Origin of the sequence: Paenibacillus sp. PsM32 (assembly GCF_030433815.1) — a bacterium.
Taxonomy (GTDB): Bacteria; Bacillota; Bacilli; order Paenibacillales; family Paenibacillaceae; genus Saccharibacillus; species Saccharibacillus kyungheensis.
In genome coordinates, this window is the sequence record NZ_JARUWY010000017.1 from 1 (window position 1) to 26,123 (window position 26,123).

The window sequence follows — 26,123 nt, forward strand, 5'->3', positions numbered from 1 at the left end:
CAGCAACTCTTATAATATATCATGCTCATTTCATTTCGTCAACACTTTTTTTCAATCTTTTTTTCAAGCGATCTACAATGTTGAAATTTGTTAATCTCTCTCATTGCGTTCATCACTTTAAAACATTAAAAACAGTGCGAGAATTAATTTATCATATATTTATAGTTTACGTCAATAGTTTTTTATAATTTAATTATTAGTCTCTTTGTAGCGACCATTCCGTACATATTTTGATAGTTCTTTTTGTGGTGCAAAACGTGCATACATTTGGAAAATAGTTTTATATCTTTTATCTATTGATTTACGTATATCTTGATTTAATCGTTGATCACTTAGATCAAATAACATTTCGTCTAACTCTTTCCGTAATACATACGCCATCTCTTTGCACTCTTTATCGTTCAATAACATTCCAAGCATATAAATATCCTCCCTAAATTGTAACTCTTCACAGTATATCTTTCAGGCTGCTATTTATCAGTTCATACCTCTTGATAGAATTATGATAGATAACAGCCTTCTGGATAGTGATGAATTAACCTAATTAGGCATACTTGTAACTGTTTGTATGTGGTTTTTTATAAATAACTAAGCCTTCATCAACCAAAATGTTATTGTACTCTCGATGATTGCTGCTACAAAAAGGATAATTACGATCCAAAATGAAGCAGTAATTGTAGATCTCATAAATTGTTTCCACGCTATTTTAAGTTGATATCGCCCTGCTGGGTTCCAAGTAGTGAGACTATCTAATACTAACTTGCCCAATTTTAAGCTATAAGCTGCTGCGATAAGAATAGCTGGAATTTCAAATATTCCATGTGGTAATAATCCTTTGACTATTAAAGTCACCACATCCTGTCCTTGCATATCATAAGTTCGTAATAGAAATCCTATAATCATTCCGTTCATGACTAAGAAGAATACAGGGACAATCCCAATAAAGACTCCTAAATAGATGATAAGGATACTTTTAATTGCATTGTTTAAAAAGATAAATACAAAATAATTAAGTTCTACATGCTGTCCTTGATCAAGCTGCCCTTTAACTATTTGCAATTGTTGTAATTGTTCTCTTAGATAGTTACCTAATGGTTCCACTAATAAGATACCTGCTATGATTCCTACTACAAACAGAACAGTTGAAACCAACAGCATGGATCGGTTGGATTTGAGATCGCGCCAAAAGGTACGAAATGAAAATAATGAACCCATATGTGTACTCCTTTGCAATGTCATTTGATAGAAAGATAAAAAATAAAGAGAAAGGTATACTACTCCTTCCTCTCTATCTGCTCTTTATATATTCCTCATGATCTAGTTTAAGATTTAGTTGTGTTTTTCAATAATTTTCAGAGCTAATTCATTATACAGTTGACCGATTTCACTATCTTCTTTGTAGACAGAAGGTGAAAAGTCCGGGTCTGTTGGTAAATTATCAGGTGCACCTAATGGGATTTGAGCGAGTAACTCTGTATGCAAGGTTTCTGCAAGTTGTCCACCGCCACCTCTACCAAATACATACTCTCTTTGTCCATCTCTTGCCTGGTAATAGGACATATTTTCAACGACACCTAGAATTTCATGATCGGTCTGTAATGCCATTGTTCCTGCGCGAGCTGCTACAAATGCTGCTGTTGCATGAGGAGTCGTGACGAGTATCTCTTTACTTTGTGGCAGAATTTGATGAACATCGAGTGCGACATCACCTGTTCCTGGTGGAAGATCTAACAACATGTAGTCCAGTTGATCCCAATCTACATCGGCAAAAAATTGACGAAGCATTTTGCCAAGCATCGGTCCGCGCCATATAACAGGATTATTTTCTTTAATAAAGAATCCCATCGACATCACTTGAACTCCAAATCGCTCCACCGGTTGAATACGTCCTTCTTCTACTGTAGGCCCTTCTTCTATTCCCATCATATCTGGAATACTGAAACCGTAGATATCAGCATCAATAATGCCGACTCTTTTTCCTTGGCGCACTAATGCCGTTGCTAAATTGACAGTAACAGTAGATTTACCTACTCCACCTTTACCACTAGCTACAGCTATAAAACGAACACCAGAGTTAGCATGAATGATAGGGAGCTGCTCCAGACCTGCTGCATGACCTTTGTGGGTCTCAGATTCAGGCGGTAATGCTTCTTCTGTGTCTGGAGAGAGTAATTGACGTACTGTAGCCATTTCAAGCTCAGAAGGCGCTCTAAAACGAATATGTAGATCAATAGGTTCTACAATTTTGAGAGCTGACCGAATCGACTGTTCTAAAGCGTCTTTATACTCTTGACCTAACTCAATCCCCACTACGGTGAGAGAAATTCTGGAATCTTTGATCATAATATCACGAATAAATTGCATTTCTACTAGAGGAAAATCATACTGTGGATCTGTAACAGTACTTAGTAATTCCAAAACATAGTCTCTTGATAACATATGAGGTGCACTCCTTATGTGATTAGATTCAATATACCGTTATAAAGATAACCATGAGATCATAACGCAATACGTTGTATTATACCATTTTATAATATTGATTCGCGAATCATACATTGTAAAAATACAAATAAAATGTTTCTGCATCTATTCCAGTTGTTCTATATACTAAAAACCGTTCTACTCTAGATCATCATAACATGACCCAAGTAAAACGGTTTTGTCGTTCTCACATTTAGGAGTTGATATGTTCAGCCATACCTTCAATCAACACTTCTGCTACTTCTGGACGTGTGAACTCAGGTGGAGGGCATTGACCATCTCTTAGTAATGCTCTTACTTTTGTCCCAGAAAGGGTTAAATGATTTTCTTTCGGATGCGGGCAGGTTTTGCTAGAAGCCATGTTACCGCATTTGGTACAAAAAAAGCTATGTTCAAAAAATAATGGCGTAATTCCTAATTCTTCTGCTGTAAAATGCTTAAAAATTTCTTGAGCTTCATATGTTCCGTAATAATCACCCACACCTGCATGATCACGACCAACGATAAAATGAGTACAACCATAATTTTTGCGAACCATTGCATGGAATATAGCTTCTCTTGGCCCTGCATAACGCATAGCCGCCGGAAACACACCTAAAAATGCTCGATCTTTTGGATAGTAATTTTCTAAAAGAACCAAATAACTACGCATCCGTACATTAGCAGGAACATCATCGGATTTGGTTTCACCTACTAATGGGTTTAGAAACAAAGCATCTACAATTTCCATCGCACTTTTTTGAATATACTCATGAGCACGATGAACAGGATTACGAGTCTGGAATCCTACCACAGTTTTCCAACCTTTATCTGCAAAAATTTGTCTTGTTTGTTCGGGATCAAAATAAAACTCACCAAATTTCTCAGGCTGAGGACGTTTTAAGACTTGGATAGGTCCTCCAACATAAATGGAAGAACGACTAATTAATTTTTGTACCCCTGGATGCTCAGGATCATCGGTTTTGAAGACTTTCACAGCTTCTTGTTGTTGATCTACGTTATAGATACTACGTACTTCTAATGTACCGTAGATTTCTCCATCCTGCTCTCCTACCAAAGCCACCTGTTCGCCGATTTGCAATGTGGATGTAATAGACTCGTCTAAAGCTAGAGTAATTGGAATACTCCATACCGTACCATTGGACAATCTCATATTTTCCAAAACAGAATGATAGTCCTTTTCTTCCATAAATCCTTCTAGTGGAGAGAAAGCACCTACACCTATAAGATCTAGATCAGATATAGTCCATGTATTGATAGGAATCTGTTTCCATTGCTGAGCTTGAGCCAATAACTGATCACGATCTTCCTCTTTTACAATACGTTGAATCAATCGACCACCATGCGGCAAAATTGTTGTCATTCTGTAATCGCTCCTGTCTTATCATAAATAGGTATGTTGTATTGTCTAACTGTGCTAAGTATACATGAAGCCGACCAGATGGTTAGAAAAATCACTTGGTCGGCTTATGTTATTTATATTTATCATGAAGTTAATTTGTTTATTTGTGCAATCCACATTCTGTTTTATCTGAATTAGCCCAGCGTCCTGCGCGAGGGTCTTCACCAGGCATCACCTGACGTGTGCATTGTTCACAACCTATACTAGGATAATGTTGATCATGAAGAGGGTTGTAGATAATATCGTTATCACGAATATACTTCCATACGTCTTCAGAAGTCCAATCTGCAATCGGATTAAACTTCATTAACCCAAATTTAGAATCGTACTCTATTTTTTTAGCATTTGCACGAGTTGGCGCTTGATCGCGACGAATACCTGTAATCCAAGAATCATATTGAGATAATATACGAGTTAAAGGCTCTACTTTACGAATATTGCAGCATGCATTAGGATCTACTGTCCATAAAGCTTCTCCATGAGCGGCTGCTTGTTCTTCCGGTGTTAGCTTAGGATCTACTTTTACAAACTCCAAACCATAACGTTCAATCATACGATCACGTGTCTCGTAGGTTTCTTTAAAATGGAAATCAGTATCTAAATAGAAAATATCAGTGGACGGGCTGATATTTTGTAACATATCAACAATAACTACATCTTCCGCTCCAAAACTACAAGCAAAAGTAAGACTTTCAAAATTATCCACAGCCCAACGAATCACTTGTTCAGCTGTAGCATGTTCTAATTCTTCAGCTTTCACTCTAGCTAATTCTTCTTTTTCCAATAGATTCATATTTAGTTCCCCCACCTTTGGAATTCATTTTCCCATTTTGGTTTTAAGTACGTTCAACAAATGACTATTTATTAATCATATTTTTAAAGCCGACTAAACAACTAAGAATTATGTATATTATAGTACTTAATGGTTGAGGATTCAATAGTATTTTGAAAGTTAATCACAAGTTATTCACACTATTTTATAACTAAGAATAACTTTGTTGAAATGATTGTCATAGTAGTTACTTTATACACAAGGTTATGCACAAATCACATGTGGTCAAATGGTGGTCAAATGGTGGTCAAACGAGCTTCAATTGAAAGATAAACACAAAAAAGCCTCCCACCATTTCTGGTAAGAGGCTTCTGTAATCCTTGATAAACAAGGAATATTAACGTTTGGAGAACTGAGGTGCGCGACGTGCTGCTTTAAGACCGTATTTTTTACGTTCTTTCATACGAGGGTCACGAGTCAGGAATCCAGCTTTTTTCAAAGATCCACGAAGTTCAGGATCAGCTTTAAGCAATGCACGGGAAATACCGTGACGGATTGCTCCTGCTTGACCAGAAATACCACCACCGTGAGCCAATACGATTACATCGTAGCTTCCGATTGTTTCTGTCAAGTTAAGTGGTTGTTTTACGATCAGTTTAAGTGTATCTAAACCGAAATATTCATTGATGTCGCGTTTATTGATGACAATGCGTCCTTCACCCGGTACAAGGCGAACACGTGCTACCGAATGTTTACGACGACCTGTCCCATAGTATTGTACTTGTGCCATGAAACTGTCCTCCTTTTAATTAGCCGCGAAGTTCGTAAACTTCCGGTTTTTGTGCTGCATGTGGGTGTTCTACGCCAGCATATGCTTTCAATCTTAACTTCATTTGGTTACCCATACGAGTTTTTGGAAGCATACCATGAACTGCAAATTCGATTACACGTTCAGGTTTGTTTTTGATCATTTCATCAGCAGTGGTAACTTTAAGACCACCTGGATGCATGGAGTGACGGTAGTATTTTTTGTCTTGCAATTTTTTACCAGTCAAGTGGATTTTGTCAGCATTGATTACGATAACGAAATCTCCACCGTCTACATGAGGGGTAAATTGTGGTTTGTGTTTGCCGCGAATAAGTGCAGCTGCTTCACTAGCCAAACGACCAAGCGTTTTGCCTTCAGCATCGATAATGTGCCAATTGCGTTCTACTTCACTTGGCTTCGCAATGTACGTCGTACGCATGAAAAGTTCCTCCTTAGTGTGCTTTTGAAAATATATCATTAAGACATATTCTCATATATCTTCGTTCTTGAGTTAGTGTTGTTAATACACAGTGTTACATAGTCATTAAGTGATGGATTAAAAATTTTTGGTGGTGTTATTCTTAATGGGGCTGTGGGATAGCCTTAAGAAAACACAAACTTTATTTTACAGCATAAAAACATGTTAAGCAAGAACTATTTGAAGTTTTTCTAGAAAAATTTTCTTAGGAATTTCCTTTGAAATTTTACTATGTATTAAACTCCTCATAGTGAACCCCCCACATCGTTAACGCTTTGCTAACTGCGGTAGGTCCTGCCATACTACGATCCTCTGCAGCAATCATTCTAGGAATAGCATCCGGTTCGTGTTTACCTTCTCCCACTTGTACCAGAGTCCCTATAATGATACGTACCATATGCTGTAAAAATCCACTGCCTGTTATATAAAAGTGTAAAATACCTTGGTCTCTTGTATCAGGACGGGTCATAGAATAATCTACTTCCAAACGTGCCTCATAGATTGTACGGATATGACTTTGCTTTTCGGAATGTTTTGAAGCAAACGTTGTGAAGTCATAAGTGCCAATAAAGTAGGAAAGAGCTTCACGCATTGCTCCAATATTCAGTTTGCCTGGATGATGTAATTGCATATGCCTTAGAAAAACGTCTGGATATTGATTAGCGTTAATCGTGTATCGATATGTTTTTCGTTTAGCTGAGCGCCGTGAGTGGAAGTCCAAATGAACCTCGCGCGCATTTGTAACAATAATATCTTTAGGCAAGCGACCATTTAAAGCAAGTGGCCAACGTTCTGCTGGAACAGTTGATTCAGTCAAGAAATGAAATACTTGTCCGATCGCATGTACACCCGCATCGGTACGACCTGAGCCATGAATCTTTGGTTTTTCTCCAATGATCGAAGCAATTGCTTTTTCTAAATGATCCTGAATCGTATTTCCGTCTGGTTGGGTCTGAAATCCGTTATATCTTGTTCCATCGTAATTGACAGTCATACAAAGATTCCTCATATATCCTCACCTTTTATACAAAGCAAGGGAGCCCCTAATGGAGCTCCCTCCCTCATTATCCTCAAACACTGCATGTTCCAAACAGAGAAAAAAAGGGTTTTGTCAGAATCTGTTGACCCTGTCCACCCTTTCCTCATCTGCATGTTACGCGCGGTCTACCAATTCAAGATAAACCATAGGTGCAGCATCGCCGCGACGAGGTCCTAATTTAAGAATACGAGTGTATCCACCTGGACGCTCTGCATAGCGAGTTGCTAAATCAGAAAACAATTTTTGGATAGCATCTTGTCCACCATCGAGAGACTCGCGACGAACATAAGCAGCTACTTGACGACGAGCATGAAGATCTCCACGTTTAGAAAGGGTGATCAATTTTTCAGCGATAGAACGAACTTCTTTCGCTTTAGCTTCAGTCGTTTGAATACGCTCATACAAGAACAGGTCAGTTACCAGGTCACGAAACAAAGCTTTACGAGCGCTGGAATTACGACCCAATTTTTGGTATGCCATGTTGTTTTTCCCTCCTTCATTACACTATTAAATGATTAGTCTTCTTGACGAAGTCCTAATCCTAATTCTTCAAGCTTCTCTTGAACTTCCTCAAGCGATTTGCGGCCCAAGTTGCGGACTTTCATCATATCGTCTTCGGATTTCGTAGTTAGCTCTTGTACGGTATTAATACCAGCACGTTTCAAGCAGTTGTAAGAACGTACAGAGAGATCAAGCTCTTCGATAGTCATCTCGAGCACTTTCTCTTTTTTATCTTCCTCTTTTTCGACCATGATTTCAGCATCTTTTGCTTCGTCAGTCAGACCAACAAATAACATCAAATGCTCAGTCAAAATTTTAGCGCCCAGACTAACTGCTTCTTCTGGTCGAATGCTACCATCCGTCCAAATTTCAATAGTTAGCTTGTCATAGTTCGTTACTTGACCTACACGAGTATTTTCCACGCCATAGTTAACGCGGGAAATCGGAGTATAGATAGAATCTACAGGAATGACACCAATTGGTTGATCATCACGTTTATTCTTATCTGCAGCAACATAGCCACGACCACGATTTGCAAAAATACGCATGTGAAGTCTAGAACCTGGAGCTAAAGTGGCGATATGAAGATCCGGATTCAGGATTTCAACATCACTGTCTGCACGGATATCTCCTGCAGTGATCGCCCCTTCTCCTTCCGCATCAATCTCCAACACTTTTTCTTCATCAGAGTGGATCTTAAGCGAAAGGGCCTTGAGGTTCAGAATGATTTCTGTAACGTCTTCCATCACACCTTGAACCGTTGAGAACTCATGCAATACACCATCGATTTGAACAGATGTTACTGCTGCTCCCGGAAGAGAAGATAACAAAATTCTACGAAGTGAGTTGCCAAGTGTTGTGCCATAACCACGTTCGAGCGGTTCAATGATGAATTTACCGTAGTTACCTTCATCATTTACATCTACGGTCTCAATTTTCGGCTTTTCGATTTCTATCACTGCAATATCCCTCCTTCAAAACGTCGCTCCTGTGAAACTGTCGCTGAATACTTACAAATAGACATGCAGTAGTATACCCGGTAAATGTATCTTTACCTTTGCCGGGGATTATACTACAAAATAAAGAGACATGCTTCAATTATACGCGGCGACGTTTTGGTGGACGGCATCCGTTATGCGGGATTGGCGTTACATCTTTGATTAGGTTAACTTCAAGACCAGCTGCTTGCAAAGAACGAATTGCTGCTTCGCGTCCAGCTCCTGGACCTTTAACCATAACCTCAACGGCTTTCATACCGTGTTCCATTGCTGCTTTAGCTGCTGTTTCAGCTGCTAATTGCGCTGCGAATGGAGTAGACTTACGAGAACCTCTGAAACCTAAACCGCCTGAGCTAGCCCAAGAGATCGCGTTTCCGTGAGGATCCGTAATTGTAACGATTGTATTATTAAACGTGGAACGGATGTGCGCCACGCCAGATTCAATATTTTTACGGTCACGACGTTTTGTACGTACGACTTTTTTAGCTTTAGCCATTGTGCTTTAACCTCCCTTACTTCTTCTTGTTCGCTACTGTACGACGAGGACCTTTACGTGTACGAGCATTAGTTTTAGTACGTTGTCCACGAACCGGCAATCCACGACGGTGACGAACACCACGGTAACATCCGATTTCGATTAGACGTTTAATGTTAAGAGAGATCTCACGACGAAGATCACCTTCAACTTTAGTACTACCAATTACTTCACGCAATTTTCCTACTTCATCTTCTGTAAGATCGCGGACACGAGTGTTCAGGTCAATACCAGTATCACTCAGAATTTTCTGGGAAGTCGTTTTACCGATTCCGAAAATATATGTCAAGGCGATCTCAACGCGTTTATCACGTGGTAAATCCACGCCAGCTATACGTGCCATTTTACGCTACACCCCCTAGATAATTATCCCTGTTTTTGTTTGTGTTTAGGATTCTCACAAATAACCATTACATTCCCTTTGCGGCGAATGACTTTGCATTTTTCGCAGATGGGTTTTACAGAAGGTCTTACCTTCATGCTAATTACCTCCTCAAGTTTTACGTCCGTAAAACTTACTTGTAATCATTGTATCTGCTGACAAGCAATGATTTCATAAACATCTATTATAACATAGATTAGTGTTAAAGTGTCTATTTGCGGTAAGTTATACGACCTTTTGTCAAATCATAAGGTGACAATTGTACAACTACTTTATCTCCAGTCAGAATACGGATAAAGTGCATCCGTAGCTTTCCAGAAACATGAGCGAGAATCTGATGACCATTCTCTAATTCAACTTTGAACGTTGCATTCGGCAAGGGTTCAAGAACCACGCCTTCTACCTCAATAACATCTTCCTTGGCCACAGTCAGTCTCCTTTCTGTTCAACACTGTTTTCGGCAGATTCCAAGAACTTGGTAACTGCATAACGCAATTTCCCGTTCGTGACCCGACCGCTTTCTTGCAAACTGTTTACTACTTCGCTGCTGATCACCGGCATTAGCTCCAGATGAAGCAGATTCTTCTTCTTCGGCTGGTCAAACTTTCGTTTGTTCCCGTCGGCGATATAAACAAACTTCTCATCCGGTATTGCAATGATAACAGCAGGTTGAGGAGCTCCTTGACCTTTTAACACTTTCACAATTTGACCGACCTGCGGGTTCATTGTTGTTTTCACAAGAATCACCTACGCATTTAGTTTAGTTTTGTGAAAATCTCCATACCGTCCGGTGTAACCGCAACTGTATGTTCAAAATGGGCACATAATGAGCCATCAACAGTAACTACTGTCCATTTGTCTTCAAGCGTTTTGACATGTTGCGTGCCGGCATTTACCATCGGCTCGATTGCCAGAACCATTCCCGGCTTCAGCCTTGGTCCGCGATCCTTAACTCCATAATTAGGAATTTGAGGTGCTTCGTGCAGCTTCGTTCCGATACCATGTCCTACGTATTCACGTACAACAGACATACCGGCATCTTCAATAAAACGCTGTATCGCATGCGATATTGTAAACAAGCGTACATCTGGCTTGACCAGTTCAAGTCCTGCATACAAAGAACCTTCAGTTACTTCCAAAAGTTTTTTTGCATCATCAGAAATCTGTCCTACCGGATATGTCCATGCAGAATCTCCATGATAACCACGGTACTCAGCTCCAATATCAAGTGTAACGATGTCGCCTTCTTGCAATTTGCGTTTATTCGGGAATCCATGAACTAATTGCTCATTAACCGAAGCACAAATGCTGGCAGGAAAACCATTGTATCCTTTGAATGACGGTAAGGCATTTTGACTGCGAATATAACGGTCTGCAATCTGATCAAGGTGTTCGGTCGTAATACCTGGCTCGATCGCTTGCTTGATTAGACGATGCGTCTCAGCTACAATTCGCCCTGCTTCCCGCATAAAGCCTAGTTCTGTTTCGGATTTGCAAATGATCATTCTGCCTAACCTCTTAGTAATGAAACAATATCCTTAGATACTGCATCAATACTTTGATCGCCATCAATCTCTCTCAACAGCTTTTGATCACCGTAGTAAGCAATAAGAGGCGCTTCTGTTTTCGTATGGTACTCATTCAGACGCGTTCCTACACTTTCTTCGTTATCATCAGCACGTTGATAAAGTTCACCACCATCAATATCACATACGCCTTCTTGCTTCGGCGGATTGAATTCAATATGGTAAGTAGCTCCACAAGTCTTGCAAATACGTCGTCCGGTAATCCGAACAAGCAATTTGTTGAGATCTACTTTTAAATTGATCACGTGGTCCAGCTTACGCTCCATTGCTGCCAGCATTTTATCCAGTGCTTCAGCTTGAGCTAAAGTTCTTGGAAAACCGTCAAGCAAGAAACCTTTTTTACAATCGGGCTGAGCAAGACGCTCTTCCACGATTCCGTTCGTTACGTCATCCGGTACAAGTAAACCTTGATCTATGAATTCTTTGGCTTTTACTCCAATAGGAGTTTCCTGTTTGATCGCTAGACGAAATGCATCGCCTGTAGAAATATGAGGAATACCTAGCTCTTTCACAATCACAGCTGCTTGTGTTCCTTTTCCTGCTCCCGGAGGCCCCATGAATATGATGTTCACGTAATGTCACTCCCCCTAAGACTAATGCTGCAAGAACAGCACGAAAGGCGCCGGTTGTGAACAAGCATGACTTATTCCAGCCGGAACCTGCCGTCTATTTATTGATAAAACCTTTGTAATGGCGTTTAATGAGCTGGCTTTCGATCGTTTTCATCGTGTCAAGGGCAACCCCAATAACGATAAGAAGCGATGTACCACCGATTTGCACAGATTGTGGCAAACCTGAAATAGCTCCTAAGAATACTGGTAGTACCGAGATAACCGCCAGGAATAATGATCCTGTCATGGTCAAACGAGTCATAACACGAGTCAAATAAGTAGCCGTTGGCTTACCTGGACGAACACCCGGGATATATCCACCATTCTTTTTCATATTATCGGCCATTTGCGTAGGATTCATTTGCACAAATGTATAGAAGAAAGTAAAACCTATGATCATTATAACATACAGCACCATACCAAGCGGTTTGTCATACCACAAATTCTGAGTAATCCATTTCGCCCAGAGATGAGTAGACCAGAAGCTTGCTATAATAATCGGAAATTGTAGCAATGAAACGGCAAAGATAACAGGGATAACACCCGCTGAGTTAACTTTCAACGGAATATGTGTATTCTGTCCACCATACATTTTGTTACCTACAACGCGTTTTGCATATTGTACTGGAATTTTACGAATACCCTGTTGGATAAAGATAACTCCGACAACGATGAAAATCACGACAATAACAACAATGGCTAACTTCGCAACATTAAAGAACGTCTGACCTTGTTGCAGGAAATCCGATTGAACCATATCACGGATATGCTGTGGAATAGCTGCAACAATACCAGCGAAGATGATGATCGAAATACCGTTACCGATTCCTTTTTCAGTGATTTGTTCCCCGAGCCACATCAAGAATGATGTACCCGCCGTCAACACGATTGCAATAATGATGTAATCTACCGCAGTAGCATTAGGAATCATTTCTGCATTGTATAAACGGTTGAAACCAATCGATGTACCAAAGGCTTGGATCAGACCCAGAATAACAGTACCATACCGGGTAATCTGTGCCAGTTTCTTTTTACCGTGTTCCCCTTGTTTGGCCCATTCCGCAAATTTCGGAATGACATCCATCGATAATAACTGAACTATAATGGATGCAGTGATATACGGCATGATCCCAAGGGCAAAAATGGAGAAATGCCCCAAAGCTCCCCCTGAGAAAGTATTTAGAAGACCGAATAGTTCTTTACCTTGAGCGTTAGCAGACTGGAAAACACTTTTGTCTACACCCGGAACCGGTACAAACGCACCGATACGGTAGACAATGAGCACCAGCAAGGTAAAGATAATCCGATTTCTAAGATCCTCAACCCGCCATATATTCTTTAGGGTCTTGAACATTAGATCACCTCGGTTTTACCGCCGGCAGCCTCGATTTTCTCTACCGCAGATTGAGAGAACTTATTCGCTTTTACAGTCAATTTCACAGTGATGTCGCCATTACCAAGAATTTTAATTCCGCTTCTTGCATTTTTAACGATTCCCTGTTCCATCAAGAACGTAGGAGTTACTTCTGTATCAGCAGCAAAGCTGTTTAAATCTTCGATGTTTACGAGTGCATATTCTTTACGAGTAGGGTTAACAAATCCGCGTTTAGGCAAACGACGATACAATGGATTTTGTCCGCCTTCAAATCCTGGACGAACTCCTCCGCCTGAACGAGAGTTTTGTCCTTTGTGACCACGACCCGATGTTTTACCAGTACCACTACTTGGACCGCGACCTACACGTTTGCGTTCCTTGCGTGAACCTGGGCTTGGTGAAAGCTCATGCAATTTCATCGTTCGTTGCACCTCCTTATTGATAGTAGGTTAATTTTTTTAAAATTAACCTTCGATTTCTTTTACAGATACTAAATGTTGCACTTGTTTGATCATACCGCGCATAGCAGCATTATCGTTTTGAACTACTGAGTGGTTCAGTTTACGTAGTCCTAGTGTTTTAACAGTAGTACGTTGTTTCTCTGAACGACCGATCACGCTACGGACGAGGGTAATTTCCAATTTAGCCATGAGGTTCCCTCCTTAACCGAGCAACTCTTCGATAGATTTTCCACGAAGTTTAGCCACGTCTTCAGCACGTTTCAAACGAGACAAGCCTTCTAACGTTGCGTTAACCATGTTCATGGAATTCGAAGAACCCAGAGATTTAGTCAAGATATTGCCTACACCAGCAAGTTCTAGTACAGCACGAACCGGTCCACCAGCAATAACTCCAGTACCTTCGGATGCTGGTTTCAACAATACACGTCCTGCTCCGAATTTACCTGTAACAAGGTGAGGAATTGTTGTTCCAACGATCGGAACATGAATCAAGTTTTTCTTAGCATCTTCGATGCCTTTACGGATAGCGTCAGGTACTTCACCGGCTTTACCGATACCAGCGCCTACCCAACCATTACCATCGCCCACTACTACAAGTGCGCTAAAGCTGAAACGACGTCCACCCTTAACTACTTTAGCTACACGATTAATGTTTACAACTCTTTCAGTCAGCTCTAAAGTGTTTGGATCAATACGCAAGTCGTTAACCTCCTTTTTACAATGTTTTAGAATTGAAGACCAGCTTCACGAGCTGCATCTGCCAAGGCTTGAATCCGTCCGTGATACAAGTAGCCTCCGCGATCAAATACAACAGCTGTGTGCCCTTTTTCAGATGCACGTTTTGCAACCAGTTCGCCAACTTTAGTAGCAGCTTCTACGCTACCGCCGTTTTTAATATCTGCAAGTTCTTTATCAAGAGTCGAAGCGGAAACCAAAGTTACACCCGCTACGTCATCGATCAATTGAGCGTAGATATGTTTAGCAGAACGGAATACGTTCAAACGTGGACGTTGAGAAGTACCAGTGATGTTCTTACGAACACGTAGGTGTCTTTTCAGACGTGCTTTATTTTTATCTGCTTTTGTAATCATGACTGTACATTTCACTCCTTTCACGTTGCCTTCACAGGCTCACTTCAACACGCATAAGGTAAAGGAACGTATTCCTTTATCTTATTTTTTCTTACCAGCTTTACCTTCTTTACGAAGAATACGCTCGCCTTCATACTTGATACCTTTACCTTTATATGGTTCTGGTTCACGTACGGAACGGATTTTTGCAGCGTAAGCTCCTACGCGCTCTTTATCGATTCCATTAACGATGATTTTCGTATTTGTAGGCACATCGAACTCGATGCCTGGTTCAGGAGAAATTTCTACTGGATGAGAGTAACCCACGTTTAGAACAATTTTGTCGCCAGATTTGCTTGCGCGGTATCCAACACCAACTAGCTCTAGGGATTTGGAGAAACCTGTAGTTACTCCACTCACCATGTTACTTACTACACTACGAGTAGTGCCGTGCAGGGAACGATGAGTCTTATTATCAGAAGGACGTTCGATTGTGATCGTGTTCTCTTCGATATTTACTTTCATATCTTTATGAATCTCACGGGAAAGCGTACCTTTCGGTCCTTTAACCGTAATTTGAGTATTATCCAAGTTGATTTCAACACCACTTGGTACTTCGATTGGTTTGCGACCAATACGAGACATAGAGTTGCACCTCCTTATTATATGACGTTAATTACCAAACGTAGCAAACAACTTCGCCGCCGCTTTTCGATTGACGAGCTTCTTTATCAGTTACTACCCCTTTAGAAGTAGAGATGATAGCGATTCCCAGTCCACCTAGTACGCGAGGGATTTCATTGCTTTTCGTGTAAACACGAAGTCCTGGTTTACTGATACGTTTCAAACCAGTAATTACACGTTCGTTATTTTGACCGTATTTCAAGAAAATACGGATAATTCCTTGTTTGTTATCCTCAACAACTTCAGCATCACGAATGAAACCTTCACGTTTTAGGATATCAGCGATTTGCTTCTTCATCGTAGAAGCAGGAACTTCAACTGTTTCGTGACGCACAACGTTGGCGTTACGAATACGAGTAAGCATATCAGCAATTGGATCTGACATAGTCATGTGTGTAAACCTCCTTCCCCTTAATCAAATGTTTACCAGCTTGCTTTTTTCACACCAGGGATCTGGCCTTTATGAGCCAATTCACGGAAGCAAATTCTGCAAATTTTGAACTTTTGCAATACCGAGTGTGGACGACCACAACGTTCGCAACGTGTGTATGCACGTACTTTGAACTTCGGAGTGCGTTGTTGTTTAACTTTCATTGAAGTTTTAGCCACTTAGCCTGACACCTCCTAATATTTTCGGAGAACTAGGGTTTATATCCGAACCCTGTACATTTCAATAATTATTTTACGAAAGGCATTCCCAATTGGGTAAGCAATTCGCGAGACTCTTCGTCAGTTTTAGCAGTCGTTACGATAACGATGTCCATACCGCGAACTTTGTCTACTTTATCATACTCGATTTCCGGGAAGATCAATTGCTCTTTCAAACCCAGTGTATAGTTACCACGTCCGTCAAATGCTTTAGAAGAAACACCGCGGAAGTCACGTACACGTGGAAGTGTGATGTTGAACAATTTATCTAAGAAATAGTACATACGATCGCCACGAAGTGTTACTTTAACACCGATAGGCATGTTTTCACGAAGCTTAAATCCAGCAATAGATTTTTTAGCACGTGTGATAACTGGTTTTTGACCAGAAATCAATTGAAGATCGTTAACAGCAGAATCCAATACTTTGGAGTTCGATACCGCTTCACCTACACCCATGTTGATAACAACTTTTTCAACTTTTGGTACTTGCATAACCGTTGTATAGTTGAATTTTTGTACCAAAGCCGGGGAGATCTCATTCAAGTAAAGCTCTTTCATTCTTGTTGCCATTTTGGAAGGTCCTCCTTTCCGTAACAATTAGTATTAGTCGATTGTTTCACCGGAGCGTTTAGCTACGCGAACTTTTTTGCCGTTATCCAATGTTTTGTAACCGATACGGGTTACTTTTTTTCCGTCCTTAGGATCAACGTGCATTACGTTCGAAACGTGGATCGGCGCTTCTTGCTCAACACGTCCTCCTTGCGGATTCAGTTGAGTTGGTTTTTGGTGTTTGGTGATCATATTCACGCCTTCAACCAACACGCGGTTTTCACGAGGATACGCTGCGATAACGCGACCTTTTTTACCTTTGTCTTTACCGCTGATTACAAGAACCGTATCATCTTTTTTCACGTGTAGTTTGTGGTTGTGAGATTCCAACACTTTTTTCACTTTCGCCATTTGTGTACACCTCCTATAACTCACTTCAGGCCATAGCCTTTATATCTTACAATCGTTTAGATAACTTCCGGAGCCAAAGAAACGATTTTCATGAAGTCTTTATCACGCAATTCACGAGCAACTGGTCCAAAGATACGAGTACCACGAGGGCCTCTGTCATCTTTAACAACTACTGCTGCATTCTCATCAAATGCGATGTAAGATCCGTCTTTACGACGAACGGAACTCTTTGTACGAACGATTACCGCTCTTACAACATCACCCTTTTTGACAACGCCGCCTGGTGTTGCTTGTTTTACAGAACAAACGATCAAATCGCCGATTGCAGCTGTACGACGTCCAGTACCACCTAGTACGCGGATACACATAAGTTCTTTTGCGCCAGAGTTATCGGCTACAGCCAAACGTGTAAATGGTTGAATCATTGTTAGTTCCTCCTTCCAGACAGGTTAGCATCATTCATCAAATGATGATTGCTTCTTCTACAACTTCCACTAATCTCCAGTTTTTATCTTTAGATAATGGACGTGTCTCCATGATTTTAACAACATCACCAATTTTAGCAGTGTTATTTTCATCATGAGCCTTGAATTTTTTCGTATATTTAATACGTTTGTGATACAAGTCATGCTTTTTATAAGTTTCTACAGCAACAACGATGGTTTTATCCATTTTATCACTGACCACTTTGCCTACTTGTACTTTACGGGCATTGCGTTCGCTCATAGTTAATCTCCTTCCTAGCTGATAGCATTTAAGCTCTCAAATATTGGATTACGATGTGATTCCAAGTTCTCTTTCACGAACTACTGTTTTAGCACGTGCAATTTGTTTACGCACAGCACTGATACGAGTAGGGTTATCCAATTGACCGGTAGCAAGTTGAAAGCGCAGGTTAAAGAGTTCCTCTTTAAAACCAGCAATCTTTTGCTCGATTTCAGCAGTGGTAAGGTTGCGCAATTCATTAGCTTTCATTTGCTTCACCACCCAATTCTTCACGTTTCACAAACTTAGTTTTTACAGGCAACTTGTGAGAAGCAAGACGCATAGCTTCACGCGCGATCTCTTCAGAAACACCTGCAAGTTCAAACATAATTTTACCTGGTTTAACAACGGCAACCCATTTTTCTACGTTACCTTTACCACTACCCATACGAACCTCAAGAGGTTTTTGAGTGATTGGCTTGTCCGGGAAAATTTTGATCCATACTTTACCACCACGTTTGATATAACGAGTCATAGCAATACGAGCAGCTTCGATTTGACGGTTAGTGATCCAAGAAGGCTCAGTAGCTTGCAAACCGAATTCTCCGAAGTTCAATTCAGTACCGCCTTTAGCGCGACCTGACATGCTTCCGCGTTGTTGTTTACGGTGTTTTACACGTTTTGGTACCAACATGATTAGTTGCCTCCTTCCTGAGCAGCTTGTTTCTTAGCCGTAGGAAGAACCTCTCCACGATAAATCCATACTTTTACGCCAATACGACCATAAGTAGTATGCGCTTCTGCTGTACCATAGTCAATATCGGCACGAAGCGTATGAAGTGGAACAGTTCCTTCGCTGTAGCCTTCAGAACGGGCAATTTCAGCACCGCCAAGACGTCCGCTAACTGCTGTTTTAATTCCTTTAGCGCCTGAACGCATAGTTCTTTGAATTGCTTGTTTCAATGCACGACGGAAAGAAACACGACGTTCCAATTGTTGTGCAATACTTTCTGCAACTAGAATTGCATCAAGTTCTTGATTTTTGATTTCAGAAATGTTGATATGAACTTTTTTACCACCAGCAATTTTAGTTACTTGTGTACGAAGAACTTCAACTTCTGAACCACCGCGTCCGATAACCATACCAGGTTTAGCTGTATGGATCGTCACGTTCACACGATTAGCCGCTCTCTCGATTTCGATATGAGAGACAGCAGACTCTTTAAGTTTGGTTTTAAGGTATTCACGGATTTTAACGTCTTCGATAAGAAGATCGCCAAAGTCTTTACCAGCATACCATTTAGATTCCCAATCACGGATAATACCTACACGTAATCCGACGGGATTTACTTTTTGGCCCACACGTTTTCCCTCCTTCTATCTTATTTTTCAGCTACCACCAAAGAAATATGGCTGGTGCGTTTGTTAATTTTACTTGCACGTCCCATTGCACGAGGGCGGAAACGTTTCAGTGTTGGTCCTTGGTTAACGTAAACCTGGGAAATTACCAAGTTGTTAACATCAAAAGTCAACTCTTTTTCTGAGCTAATAAACTCAGCGTTGGCAATTGCGGAGTTAAGAAGCTTCTCAACAATTGGGGATGCGGATTTCGGCGTATGACGCAGAATTGCGATCGCTTCTCCAACTTGCTTACCGCGGATCAAGTCAACTACTAATTGAACTTTACGCGGAGCGATGCGTACAAACTTTGCGTGTGCTTTCGCTTGCATTGCGTGACCTCCTCTCTTACTTTAAATCCTTATATATTAACGTCTTGTTTTTCTGTCGTCATTAGCATGACCTTTGTACGTACGAGTTGGTGCGAACTCACCAAGCTTGTGTCCGACCATATCTTCCGTTACATATACCGGTACATGTTTGCGACCATCATAAACAGCGAATGTATGTCCGATAAATTGTGGGAAAATCGTCGAGCGACGGGACCAAGTTTTGATTACGACTTTTTTATCGTCTTCGTTCAATACTTCTACTTTTTTAAGCAAGTACCCGTCCACGAAAGGACCTTTTTTAAGACTACGGCTCATAGGTTGAATCCTCCCTTCATCTTTTCGTCACTTCACACTTTACAAGCATTCAAGCACAAATCTTACTTCGTGCGGCGGCGAATGATGTATTGATCGGAAGCCTTACCTTTTTTACGAGTTTTGTATCCAAGAGTAGGTTTACCCCATGGAGACATTGGAGATTTACGTCCGATTGGAGCTTTACCTTCACCACCACCGTGTGGGTGATCATTAGGGTTCATTACTACGCCTCGAACTTGTGGACGTTTGCCCAACCAGCGATTACGACCGGCTTTACCGATTTTAATCAATTCATGATCTTCATTACCAACAGATCCGATTGTAGCACGACATACTTTAAGTACGCGACGTACTTCACCAGAAGAAAGGCGAATGGAGACATATTTTTCTTCTTTACCAAGTAATTGAGCTTCCGTACCAGCTGCGCGAACAAGCTGACCACCTTTACCTGGTTTTAATTCGATATTGTGAATAACTGTACCAACTGGAATGTTTTCCAATGGAAGGCAGTTACCGATTTTGATATCAGATCCTACGCCAGAGAAAATTTGATCTCCAACTTTTAATCCTTTAGGAGCGATAATGTAACGTTTCTCTCCATCAGCATAGTGGATCAGAGCAATGTTAGAAGTACGGTTTGGATCGTACTCGATTGTAGCAACGTTACCTGGTATTCCATCTTTAGTACGTTTGAAGTCGATGATACGGTATTTACGTTTGTGTCCGCCGCCGTGGTGACGAACTGTAATTTTACCTTGGTTGTTGCGGCCTGCTCTTTTGAAAAGAGGAGCCAACAACGATTTCTCCGGTTGGTTCGTTGTAATCTCTTCGAATGTAGAAACACTCATGTTACGACGAGCCGGGGATGTCGGTTTGTACTTTTTAATTGGCACTGTTTATTCCTCCTTACTCTACAGATTCAAAAAACTCAAGCGGTTTACTTTCTGGAGCCAAAGTCACGATAGCTTTCTTCCATTCGGAAGTGTAGCCGGAATGACGTCCATAACGTTTCGGTTTAGCAGGCATGCGAAGAGTGTTTACTTTAGACACTTTCACTTTGAAAATTTCTTCAATTGCCTTTTTAACTTCCGTTTTATTAGAACGAATGTCTACTTCGAAAGCATATTTCAGTTCACTCATGTACTCGGCAGTGCGCTCAGTAATTACCGGACGCTTAATAATATCACGAGGATCTTTCATTACGCGAACACCTCCTCTACCTTGTGAACTGCATCCTTAGTAAGGATCAGCTTATCGTACGTAAGTACGTCTAGAACATTAACGCCGTCAGCTGCAACGAATTTAACACCTGGGATGTTACGAGCAGATAGTGCAACATTATCATCATAACTAGGAGTTACGATCAATACTTTGCGATCTACTTTCAGGTTGTTCAAAATTGCTGCGAACTCTTTTGTTTTCGGTGCGCTAAAGCTTAGTGCATCCAAAACGATGATTTCGTTAGCTACTACTTTAGAAGATAAAGCAGATTTGATCGCTAAACGACGAACTTTTTTAGGCAGTTTGTAAGCATAGCTGCGTGGAGTCGGTCCAAATACTACGCCGCCGCCTTTCCATTGTGGAGAACGAGTAGAACCTTGACGCGCGCGTCCTGTTCCTTTTTGTTTCCATGGTTTACGTCCACCACCACGAACTTCAGAGCGTCCTTTTACTTTGTGATTACCTTGACGAAGGGAAGCACGTTGCATAATGACTGCATCATGAAGCACATGAGTGTTAGGTTCGATACCGAATACGGAATCACTCAATTCAACTTCGCCAACTTGGCTACCGTCGATACTATAAAGTGCTACTTTTGGCATTTCCTGTTCCTCCTTTCTTGATTGGTTATTTTTTAACCGTTTCTCTTACTTTTACATAACTATTTTTAGCACCAGGGATAGAGCCTTTAACGAGAATTACGTTACGTTCAGCATCTACTCTGATAACTTCGAGGCGTTGGATCGTTACTGTATCATGACCCATGTGACCTGGCAGACGTTTACCTTTCGGCACACGGTTCGCTTGGATAGAACCCATTGAACCTGGTCTGCGATGATAACGGGAACCGTGAGACATTGGTCCGCGGCTTTGGCCCCAACGTTTGATAACGCCGGCAAAACCTTTACCTTTAGAAATACCCGTTACGTCAACGAACTCACCTTGAGCAAACAAGTCTGCTTTGAGTTCCTGGCCAACCTCGACATTAGCGAGGTCAACACCGCGAATTTCGCGAACGTAGCGCTTAGGCACAGTATTCGCTTTAGTAGCGTGTCCTGCTTCCGGTTTGTTAGATCTGCTTGCTTTTTTATCAGCAAAACCGATTTGTACCGCTTCGTATCCGTCATTTTCCAGGTCTTTCTTCTGCAGAACCACACATGGTCCAGCTTCGATAACCGTTACAGGAATTACGTTACCTTCCGCGGTAAAGACTTGAGTCATACCCAGTTTTCTTCCTAAGATACCTTTCATGTTGACACCTCTTTTCATTTTACGTGTTACCACATCTATGTGGATTATAATTTAATTTCGATATCTACGCCAGACGGTAAGTCCAAACGCATCAATGCATCCACAGTTTGTGGAGTTGGGTTAACAATATCGATCAAACGTTTATGTGTACGTTGCTCGAATTGCTCACGAGAATCCTTGTATTTATGAACCGCACGAAGAACAGTGATAATCTGTTTTTCAGTAGGAAGCGGAATTGGTCCAGATACTCCTGCGCCAGAACGTTTAGCTGTTTCAACGATTTTCTCTGCGGATTGATCAAGAATTCTATGATCGTATGCTTTCAAACGAATACGAATTTTTTGCTTTGCCATTTTTAGTCCCTCCTTCTATCGCCCAATTTGGTATCGGACATACTCAGTGAAAATTTTCCGGCATACCGTCCATGGCAAAGGAGCCGGGTGTGTCGGTAACCTCTCACGTCATCGCAACGTCTCAGAACAACATTTATTATTGTATATGATAACAAACAGTTATGCAAGTCTTTTTTGAAACATTTACACAAAAAAATAAGACCTGTCTCCCTTATAAGGAAACAGGCCTCATTTGGTCTTTCGTTTACAATACAATGTTACTTCGTTACAGTACAATGTTGCTTATATTAAAATCTTCAAATCATTTCTGATTCACAATGAAGATTTAATTATTTTTGGATAGATGCTACAGCGCCAGCGCCTACTGTACGTCCACCTTCGCGAATAGCGAAACGTGTACCTTCTTCAATCGCGATTGGATTGATTAGGGATACAGTAACAGTGATGTTATCACCAGGCATAACCATTTCAGTACCTTCTGGTAAAGAAATAACGCCAGTTACATCAGTTGTACGGAAGTAGAACTGTGGACGGTAACCAGTGAAGAAAGGTTTGTGACGTCCGCCTTCTTCTTTAGTCAAAACGTATACTTGAGCAGTGAACTCAGTATGAGGTTTAACAGTACCTGGTTTAGAAAGTACTTGACCACGTTCGATTTGGCTACGCTCTACACCACGCAACAATGCGCCGATGTTGTCACCCGCTTGTGCGGAATCCAACAATTTACGGAACATCTCTACGCCTGTAACAACGGATTTTTTAGTTTCTTCATGGATACCAACGATTTCGATCTCTTCGCCGACTTTAACAGTACCACGCTCTACACGACCAGTTGCAACTGTACCACGACCAGTGATCGAGAATACATCCTCAACAGGCATCAAGAAAGGTTTGTCAGTGTCGCGCTCTGGATCTGGAATGTAAGTATCGATTTCTTCGAACATTTCAACGATTTTTTTAGCCCATTCGCCATCAGGGTTAGCCAATGCTTCACGAGCAGATCCACGAGTGATTGGAGTATCGTCACCAGGGAACTCATATTCGTTAAGAAGGTCGCGTACTTCCATTTCAACCAATTCCAAAAGCTCTTCGTCTTCAACCATGTCGCATTTGTTTAAGAATACAACGATGTAAGGTACGCCTACTTGACGAGACAACAAGATGTGCTCGCGAGTTTGTGGCATAGGACCGTCAGCTGCAGATACAACCAAGATCGCTCCGTCCATTTGTGCAGCACCAGTGATCATGTTTTTAACGTAATCGGCGTGACCTGGGCAGTCAACGTGTGCATAGTGACGGTTAGGTGTTTCGTACTCAACGTGTGCAGTTGAGATTGTGATACCGCGTTCGCGCTCTTCTGGAGCTTTATCGATTTGATCAAATGCTACAGCAGCACCACCGTAAGTTTTAGACAATACAGTTGTGATTGCAGCAGTCAAAGTTGTTTTACCATGATCGACGTGACCAATAGTTCCGATGTTAACGTGCGTTTTATTACGTTCAAATTTAGCCTTTGCCATGTTAAACGTTGCCTCCTTGAAGGTAGAGTTGTTTATATTTTAGTTTGAAATGTACAGAGAGCAGTCATGCTACTTCCTGTACATCCCAGAAGTGAAAACGGATTAAGAACTTAGCCGTTTGCTTTGGAGCTAATTTCGTCAGCGATGCTCTTAGGTACTTCTTCATAATGAGAAAGTTCCATTGAGAACACACCGCGACCTTGTGTACCAGAACGAAGTGTTGTGGAATATCCAAACATTTCAGATAAAGGTACTTTTGCACGAATGATTTGAGTACCACCGCGTGAATCCATACCTTCGATACGGCCACGACGAGAGTTCAACATACCCATAACATCACCCATGTATTCTTCAGGTACTGTTACTTCAACTTTCATGAGTGGCTCAAGCAATACAGGACGACATTTGTCTTTTGCAGCTTTAAGCGCCATAGATCCGGCAATTTTAAATGCCATCTCATTGGAATCGACATCATGATAAGATCCGTCCACTACAGTAGCTTTTACGTCTACTAGTGGGAAACCAGCAAGAACACCGTTCTTCATAGCTTCTTCAATACCTTGTAGTGCAGGACCAATGTATTCTCTTGGTACTGAACCACCGACAACTTTACTTTCGAACTGACTACCAGTACCTGCTTCAAGAGGTTCGAACTCAACCCATACATGACCGTATTGACCACGACCACCGGATTGACGAACAAATTTACCCTCGACGCGAGCTGGTTGACGGAATGTTTCACGATAAGCAACCTGAGGTTTACCTACGTTAGTGTCCACTTTGAATTCGCGACGCATACGGTCAACGATGATCTCAAGGTGAAGCTCACCCATACCCGCCAAGATTGTTTGGCCAGTTTCTTCATCCGTATGAGCACGAAGAGTTGGATCTTCTTCAGTCAATTTGGACAAAGCAATACCCATTTTATCTTGGTCAGCTTTTGTTTTTGGTTCAACTGCGAGTTCGATAACTGGATCAGGGAAGTTCATTGACTCCAAGATAACAGTTTCTTTCTCATCACACAGTGTATCACCTGTACCTGTATCTTTCAAACCAACAGCTGCCGCGATATCACCGGAGAAAACTTCGCTGATCTCTTGACGAGCGTTAGCATGCATTTGCAGGATACGACCAATACGTTCGCGTTTGCCTTTAGTAGCATTAAGAACGTAAGAACCGGATTGCAATACGCCAGAATATACGCGGAAGAACGTAAGTTTACCCACGTAAGGGTCTGTCATAATTTTGAACGCTAGTGCAGAGAATGGCTCTTCATCCGAAGAATGACGAACTGCCTCTGTGCCGTCTTCGTGCAAACCTTTAATTGCCGGTACATCCGTAGGAGCCGGAAGGTAGTCGATAACAGCATCCAACATAGGTTGAACACCTTTGTTACGGTAAGAAGAACCACAGATTACAGGGAAGATTTTAACGTCACAAACACCTTTACGTAGAGCAGCCTTAATCTCAGCGACTGTTGGCTCTTCTCCTTCAAGGTATTTCATCATTAGATCTTCGTCTAGTTCTGCAACTCTTTCGATCAAGTCAGCACGCAGTTCTTCAACTGTTGCTTTAAGATCTTCTGGAATTTCGATAGATACTGGATCGCGTCCAAGATCATCTTGATATTCGATAGCTGTTTGCTCGATGATATCGATAATACCAACGAAGTCATTCTCTGCGCCGATCGGCAATTGAATCGCTACTGCGTTCGCTTGCAGACGTTCACGCATGTCTTTAACAACGTTAAGGTAGTCAGCACCAATAATATCCATTTTATTAACATATGCTATACGAGGTACACCATAACGATCTGCTTGTCTCCAAACAGTCTCGGATTGTGGTTCTACACCCTCTTTTGCACTAAATACGCCTACTGCTCCGTCCAATACACGCAGGGAACGTTCAACTTCAACTGTAAAGTCAACGTGACCTGGAGTATCAATGATATTAACGCGGTAGCCTCTCCACTGAGCCGTAGTAGCTGCGGACGTAATAGTGATCCCGCGCTCTTGCTCTTGTTCCATCCAGTCCATTGTAGCAGCGCCTTCGTGAACTTCACCGATTTTGTGCGTACGGCCTGTATAGAACAAGATACGTTCTGTAGTGGTAGTTTTACCAGCATCGATATGAGCCATGATACCAATATTACGTGTATTTTCTAAGGAGAACTCTCTTTTTGCCATGAATGGGTGCTCCCTTCAAAAATATCAATTTTTGAAATAAAGGCTTTAA

At 41.3% G+C, this 26,123-nt stretch carries 41 protein-coding genes; all 41 read right to left on the reverse strand.

The annotated features are described in order from the left end of the window. Positions 1-189: 189 nt before the first annotated feature. Positions 190-420, reverse strand: a complete 231-nt coding sequence (locus tag QCD85_RS21530; RefSeq protein WP_069328383.1) for a hypothetical protein — start codon at positions 418-420, stop codon at positions 190-192. 168 nt (positions 421-588) lie between these two features. Then, positions 589-1,215 carry a stage II sporulation protein M gene (locus QCD85_RS21535; protein ID WP_301263869.1) on the reverse strand — a complete coding sequence of 209 codons (627 nt, stop codon included), beginning with the start codon at positions 1,213-1,215 and terminating at the stop codon, positions 589-591. Positions 1,216-1,329: 114 nt separating this feature from the next. Continuing rightward, a complete protein-coding gene (locus tag QCD85_RS21540) occupies positions 1,330-2,439 on the reverse strand; it encodes a P-loop NTPase (protein WP_301263870.1) in 1,110 nt (369 codons plus the stop codon). Between the two features lie 235 nt (positions 2,440-2,674). After that, positions 2,675-3,844, reverse strand: coding sequence for a sulfate adenylyltransferase (gene sat / locus QCD85_RS21545; protein WP_301263871.1), 1,170 nt, complete (start codon positions 3,842-3,844; stop codon positions 2,675-2,677). Positions 3,845-3,983: 139 nt separating this feature from the next. Next, the gene (locus tag QCD85_RS21550) at positions 3,984-4,676 is read right to left on the reverse strand and encodes a phosphoadenylyl-sulfate reductase (RefSeq protein WP_204827276.1); all 693 of its coding nucleotides are present in this window, start codon (positions 4,674-4,676) and stop codon (positions 3,984-3,986) included. Between the two features lie 376 nt (positions 4,677-5,052). Beyond that, positions 5,053-5,445: a 30S ribosomal protein S9 gene (gene rpsI / locus QCD85_RS21555; protein WP_069328378.1), complete on the reverse strand. Its 393-nt coding sequence runs from the start codon at positions 5,443-5,445 to the stop codon at positions 5,053-5,055. Positions 5,446-5,464: 19 nt separating this feature from the next. Beyond that, complete coding sequence (gene rplM, locus QCD85_RS21560) at positions 5,465-5,902, reverse strand: 50S ribosomal protein L13 (protein ID WP_273613659.1); 438 nt, start codon at positions 5,900-5,902, stop codon at positions 5,465-5,467. A gap of 268 nt (positions 5,903-6,170) precedes the next feature. Further along, on the reverse strand, positions 6,171-6,950 hold the full coding sequence (gene truA / locus QCD85_RS21565) for a tRNA pseudouridine(38-40) synthase TruA (RefSeq protein ID WP_301263872.1): 780 nt from the start codon (positions 6,948-6,950) through the stop codon (positions 6,171-6,173). Positions 6,951-7,094: 144 nt separating this feature from the next. Further along, positions 7,095-7,460: a 50S ribosomal protein L17 gene (gene rplQ / locus QCD85_RS21570; protein WP_069328375.1), complete on the reverse strand. Its 366-nt coding sequence runs from the start codon at positions 7,458-7,460 to the stop codon at positions 7,095-7,097. Between the two features lie 35 nt (positions 7,461-7,495). After that, a complete protein-coding gene (locus QCD85_RS21575; RefSeq protein WP_069328374.1) occupies positions 7,496-8,440 on the reverse strand; it encodes a DNA-directed RNA polymerase subunit alpha in 945 nt (314 codons plus the stop codon). 139 nt (positions 8,441-8,579) lie between these two features. Continuing rightward, the gene (rpsK, locus tag QCD85_RS21580; protein ID WP_017815387.1) at positions 8,580-8,975 is read right to left on the reverse strand and encodes a 30S ribosomal protein S11; all 396 of its coding nucleotides are present in this window, start codon (positions 8,973-8,975) and stop codon (positions 8,580-8,582) included. Positions 8,976-8,991: 16 nt separating this feature from the next. Further along, positions 8,992-9,357, reverse strand: a complete 366-nt coding sequence (gene rpsM, locus QCD85_RS21585) for a 30S ribosomal protein S13 (RefSeq protein ID WP_069328373.1) — start codon at positions 9,355-9,357, stop codon at positions 8,992-8,994. 23 nt (positions 9,358-9,380) lie between these two features. Beyond that, on the reverse strand, positions 9,381-9,494 hold the full coding sequence (gene rpmJ, locus QCD85_RS21590) for a 50S ribosomal protein L36 (RefSeq protein WP_003333770.1): 114 nt from the start codon (positions 9,492-9,494) through the stop codon (positions 9,381-9,383). 113 nt (positions 9,495-9,607) lie between these two features. Further along, complete coding sequence (infA, locus tag QCD85_RS21595) at positions 9,608-9,823, reverse strand: translation initiation factor IF-1 (protein ID WP_017815385.1); 216 nt, start codon at positions 9,821-9,823, stop codon at positions 9,608-9,610. Between the two features lie 2 nt (positions 9,824-9,825). Then, entirely contained in the window at positions 9,826-10,122 is a 297-nt protein-coding gene (locus QCD85_RS21600; protein ID WP_204827282.1) for a KOW domain-containing RNA-binding protein, read from the reverse strand. Positions 10,123-10,151: 29 nt separating this feature from the next. Next, positions 10,152-10,901, reverse strand: coding sequence for a type I methionyl aminopeptidase (gene map, locus QCD85_RS21605; protein ID WP_204827274.1), 750 nt, complete (start codon positions 10,899-10,901; stop codon positions 10,152-10,154). Positions 10,902-10,906: 5 nt separating this feature from the next. After that, entirely contained in the window at positions 10,907-11,554 is a 648-nt protein-coding gene (locus QCD85_RS21610; protein WP_069328371.1) for an adenylate kinase, read from the reverse strand. A gap of 94 nt (positions 11,555-11,648) precedes the next feature. Then, positions 11,649-12,947, reverse strand: a complete 1,299-nt coding sequence (gene secY / locus QCD85_RS21615; RefSeq protein WP_204827272.1) for a preprotein translocase subunit SecY — start codon at positions 12,945-12,947, stop codon at positions 11,649-11,651. After that, complete coding sequence (gene rplO, locus QCD85_RS21620; RefSeq protein ID WP_069328369.1) at positions 12,947-13,387, reverse strand: 50S ribosomal protein L15; 441 nt, start codon at positions 13,385-13,387, stop codon at positions 12,947-12,949. The genes secY and rplO overlap by 1 nt, the downstream gene beginning before the upstream one ends. A 45-nt stretch (positions 13,388-13,432) precedes the next feature. Beyond that, the gene (gene rpmD / locus QCD85_RS21625; protein ID WP_204827271.1) at positions 13,433-13,618 is read right to left on the reverse strand and encodes a 50S ribosomal protein L30; all 186 of its coding nucleotides are present in this window, start codon (positions 13,616-13,618) and stop codon (positions 13,433-13,435) included. A gap of 12 nt (positions 13,619-13,630) precedes the next feature. Then, the gene (gene rpsE / locus QCD85_RS21630; protein WP_069328367.1) at positions 13,631-14,128 is read right to left on the reverse strand and encodes a 30S ribosomal protein S5; all 498 of its coding nucleotides are present in this window, start codon (positions 14,126-14,128) and stop codon (positions 13,631-13,633) included. Between the two features lie 26 nt (positions 14,129-14,154). Beyond that, on the reverse strand, positions 14,155-14,520 hold the full coding sequence (gene rplR / locus QCD85_RS21635) for a 50S ribosomal protein L18 (protein WP_204827270.1): 366 nt from the start codon (positions 14,518-14,520) through the stop codon (positions 14,155-14,157). 81 nt (positions 14,521-14,601) lie between these two features. Beyond that, entirely contained in the window at positions 14,602-15,144 is a 543-nt protein-coding gene (gene rplF, locus QCD85_RS21640) for a 50S ribosomal protein L6 (RefSeq protein ID WP_273613661.1), read from the reverse strand. Positions 15,145-15,175: 31 nt separating this feature from the next. Next, on the reverse strand, positions 15,176-15,574 hold the full coding sequence (gene rpsH, locus QCD85_RS21645; RefSeq protein ID WP_069328364.1) for a 30S ribosomal protein S8: 399 nt from the start codon (positions 15,572-15,574) through the stop codon (positions 15,176-15,178). 32 nt (positions 15,575-15,606) lie between these two features. Further along, positions 15,607-15,792, reverse strand: a complete 186-nt coding sequence (locus tag QCD85_RS21650) for a type Z 30S ribosomal protein S14 (RefSeq protein ID WP_037291562.1) — start codon at positions 15,790-15,792, stop codon at positions 15,607-15,609. Positions 15,793-15,860: 68 nt separating this feature from the next. Continuing rightward, positions 15,861-16,403, reverse strand: coding sequence for a 50S ribosomal protein L5 (gene rplE / locus QCD85_RS21655; protein WP_204827268.1), 543 nt, complete (start codon positions 16,401-16,403; stop codon positions 15,861-15,863). Positions 16,404-16,436: 33 nt separating this feature from the next. After that, a complete protein-coding gene (rplX, locus tag QCD85_RS21660; protein ID WP_069328362.1) occupies positions 16,437-16,793 on the reverse strand; it encodes a 50S ribosomal protein L24 in 357 nt (118 codons plus the stop codon). Between the two features lie 56 nt (positions 16,794-16,849). Further along, positions 16,850-17,218, reverse strand: coding sequence for a 50S ribosomal protein L14 (rplN, locus tag QCD85_RS21665; RefSeq protein ID WP_069328361.1), 369 nt, complete (start codon positions 17,216-17,218; stop codon positions 16,850-16,852). Positions 17,219-17,255: 37 nt separating this feature from the next. Then, a complete protein-coding gene (gene rpsQ, locus QCD85_RS21670) occupies positions 17,256-17,519 on the reverse strand; it encodes a 30S ribosomal protein S17 (protein ID WP_017815371.1) in 264 nt (87 codons plus the stop codon). 48 nt (positions 17,520-17,567) lie between these two features. Then, a complete protein-coding gene (rpmC, locus tag QCD85_RS21675; RefSeq protein WP_017815370.1) occupies positions 17,568-17,768 on the reverse strand; it encodes a 50S ribosomal protein L29 in 201 nt (66 codons plus the stop codon). Then, positions 17,758-18,192, reverse strand: a complete 435-nt coding sequence (gene rplP, locus QCD85_RS21680) for a 50S ribosomal protein L16 (protein ID WP_069328360.1) — start codon at positions 18,190-18,192, stop codon at positions 17,758-17,760. Before rplP ends, rpmC begins: the two co-directional genes overlap by 11 nt. A gap of 2 nt (positions 18,193-18,194) precedes the next feature. After that, positions 18,195-18,860, reverse strand: coding sequence for a 30S ribosomal protein S3 (gene rpsC, locus QCD85_RS21685; protein ID WP_069328359.1), 666 nt, complete (start codon positions 18,858-18,860; stop codon positions 18,195-18,197). A gap of 20 nt (positions 18,861-18,880) precedes the next feature. Further along, a complete protein-coding gene (gene rplV / locus QCD85_RS21690) occupies positions 18,881-19,228 on the reverse strand; it encodes a 50S ribosomal protein L22 (RefSeq protein ID WP_069328358.1) in 348 nt (115 codons plus the stop codon). Positions 19,229-19,264: 36 nt separating this feature from the next. Then, positions 19,265-19,543, reverse strand: a complete 279-nt coding sequence (gene rpsS / locus QCD85_RS21695) for a 30S ribosomal protein S19 (protein WP_069328357.1) — start codon at positions 19,541-19,543, stop codon at positions 19,265-19,267. A 62-nt stretch (positions 19,544-19,605) separates the two neighbouring features. Then, complete coding sequence (rplB, locus tag QCD85_RS21700) at positions 19,606-20,436, reverse strand: 50S ribosomal protein L2 (protein WP_069328356.1); 831 nt, start codon at positions 20,434-20,436, stop codon at positions 19,606-19,608. A 13-nt stretch (positions 20,437-20,449) separates the two neighbouring features. Beyond that, positions 20,450-20,743 (reverse strand): 50S ribosomal protein L23, encoded by a 294-nt coding sequence (gene rplW, locus QCD85_RS21705; RefSeq protein ID WP_069328355.1) that lies wholly within the window; start codon positions 20,741-20,743, stop codon positions 20,450-20,452. After that, positions 20,743-21,366, reverse strand: a complete 624-nt coding sequence (gene rplD, locus QCD85_RS21710; protein ID WP_273613662.1) for a 50S ribosomal protein L4 — start codon at positions 21,364-21,366, stop codon at positions 20,743-20,745. The genes rplW and rplD overlap by 1 nt, the downstream gene beginning before the upstream one ends. A gap of 25 nt (positions 21,367-21,391) precedes the next feature. Continuing rightward, positions 21,392-22,015 (reverse strand): 50S ribosomal protein L3, encoded by a 624-nt coding sequence (gene rplC, locus QCD85_RS21715; RefSeq protein ID WP_069328353.1) that lies wholly within the window; start codon positions 22,013-22,015, stop codon positions 21,392-21,394. Positions 22,016-22,059: 44 nt separating this feature from the next. Beyond that, positions 22,060-22,368 carry a 30S ribosomal protein S10 gene (rpsJ, locus tag QCD85_RS21720; RefSeq protein ID WP_028609655.1) on the reverse strand — a complete coding sequence of 103 codons (309 nt, stop codon included), beginning with the start codon at positions 22,366-22,368 and terminating at the stop codon, positions 22,060-22,062. Between the two features lie 329 nt (positions 22,369-22,697). Beyond that, positions 22,698-23,888: an elongation factor Tu gene (gene tuf / locus QCD85_RS21725; protein WP_204827267.1), complete on the reverse strand. Its 1,191-nt coding sequence runs from the start codon at positions 23,886-23,888 to the stop codon at positions 22,698-22,700. Between the two features lie 110 nt (positions 23,889-23,998). Next, positions 23,999-26,074 carry an elongation factor G gene (gene fusA, locus QCD85_RS21730; protein WP_273613663.1) on the reverse strand — a complete coding sequence of 692 codons (2,076 nt, stop codon included), beginning with the start codon at positions 26,072-26,074 and terminating at the stop codon, positions 23,999-24,001. Positions 26,075-26,123: the final 49 nt, after the last annotated feature.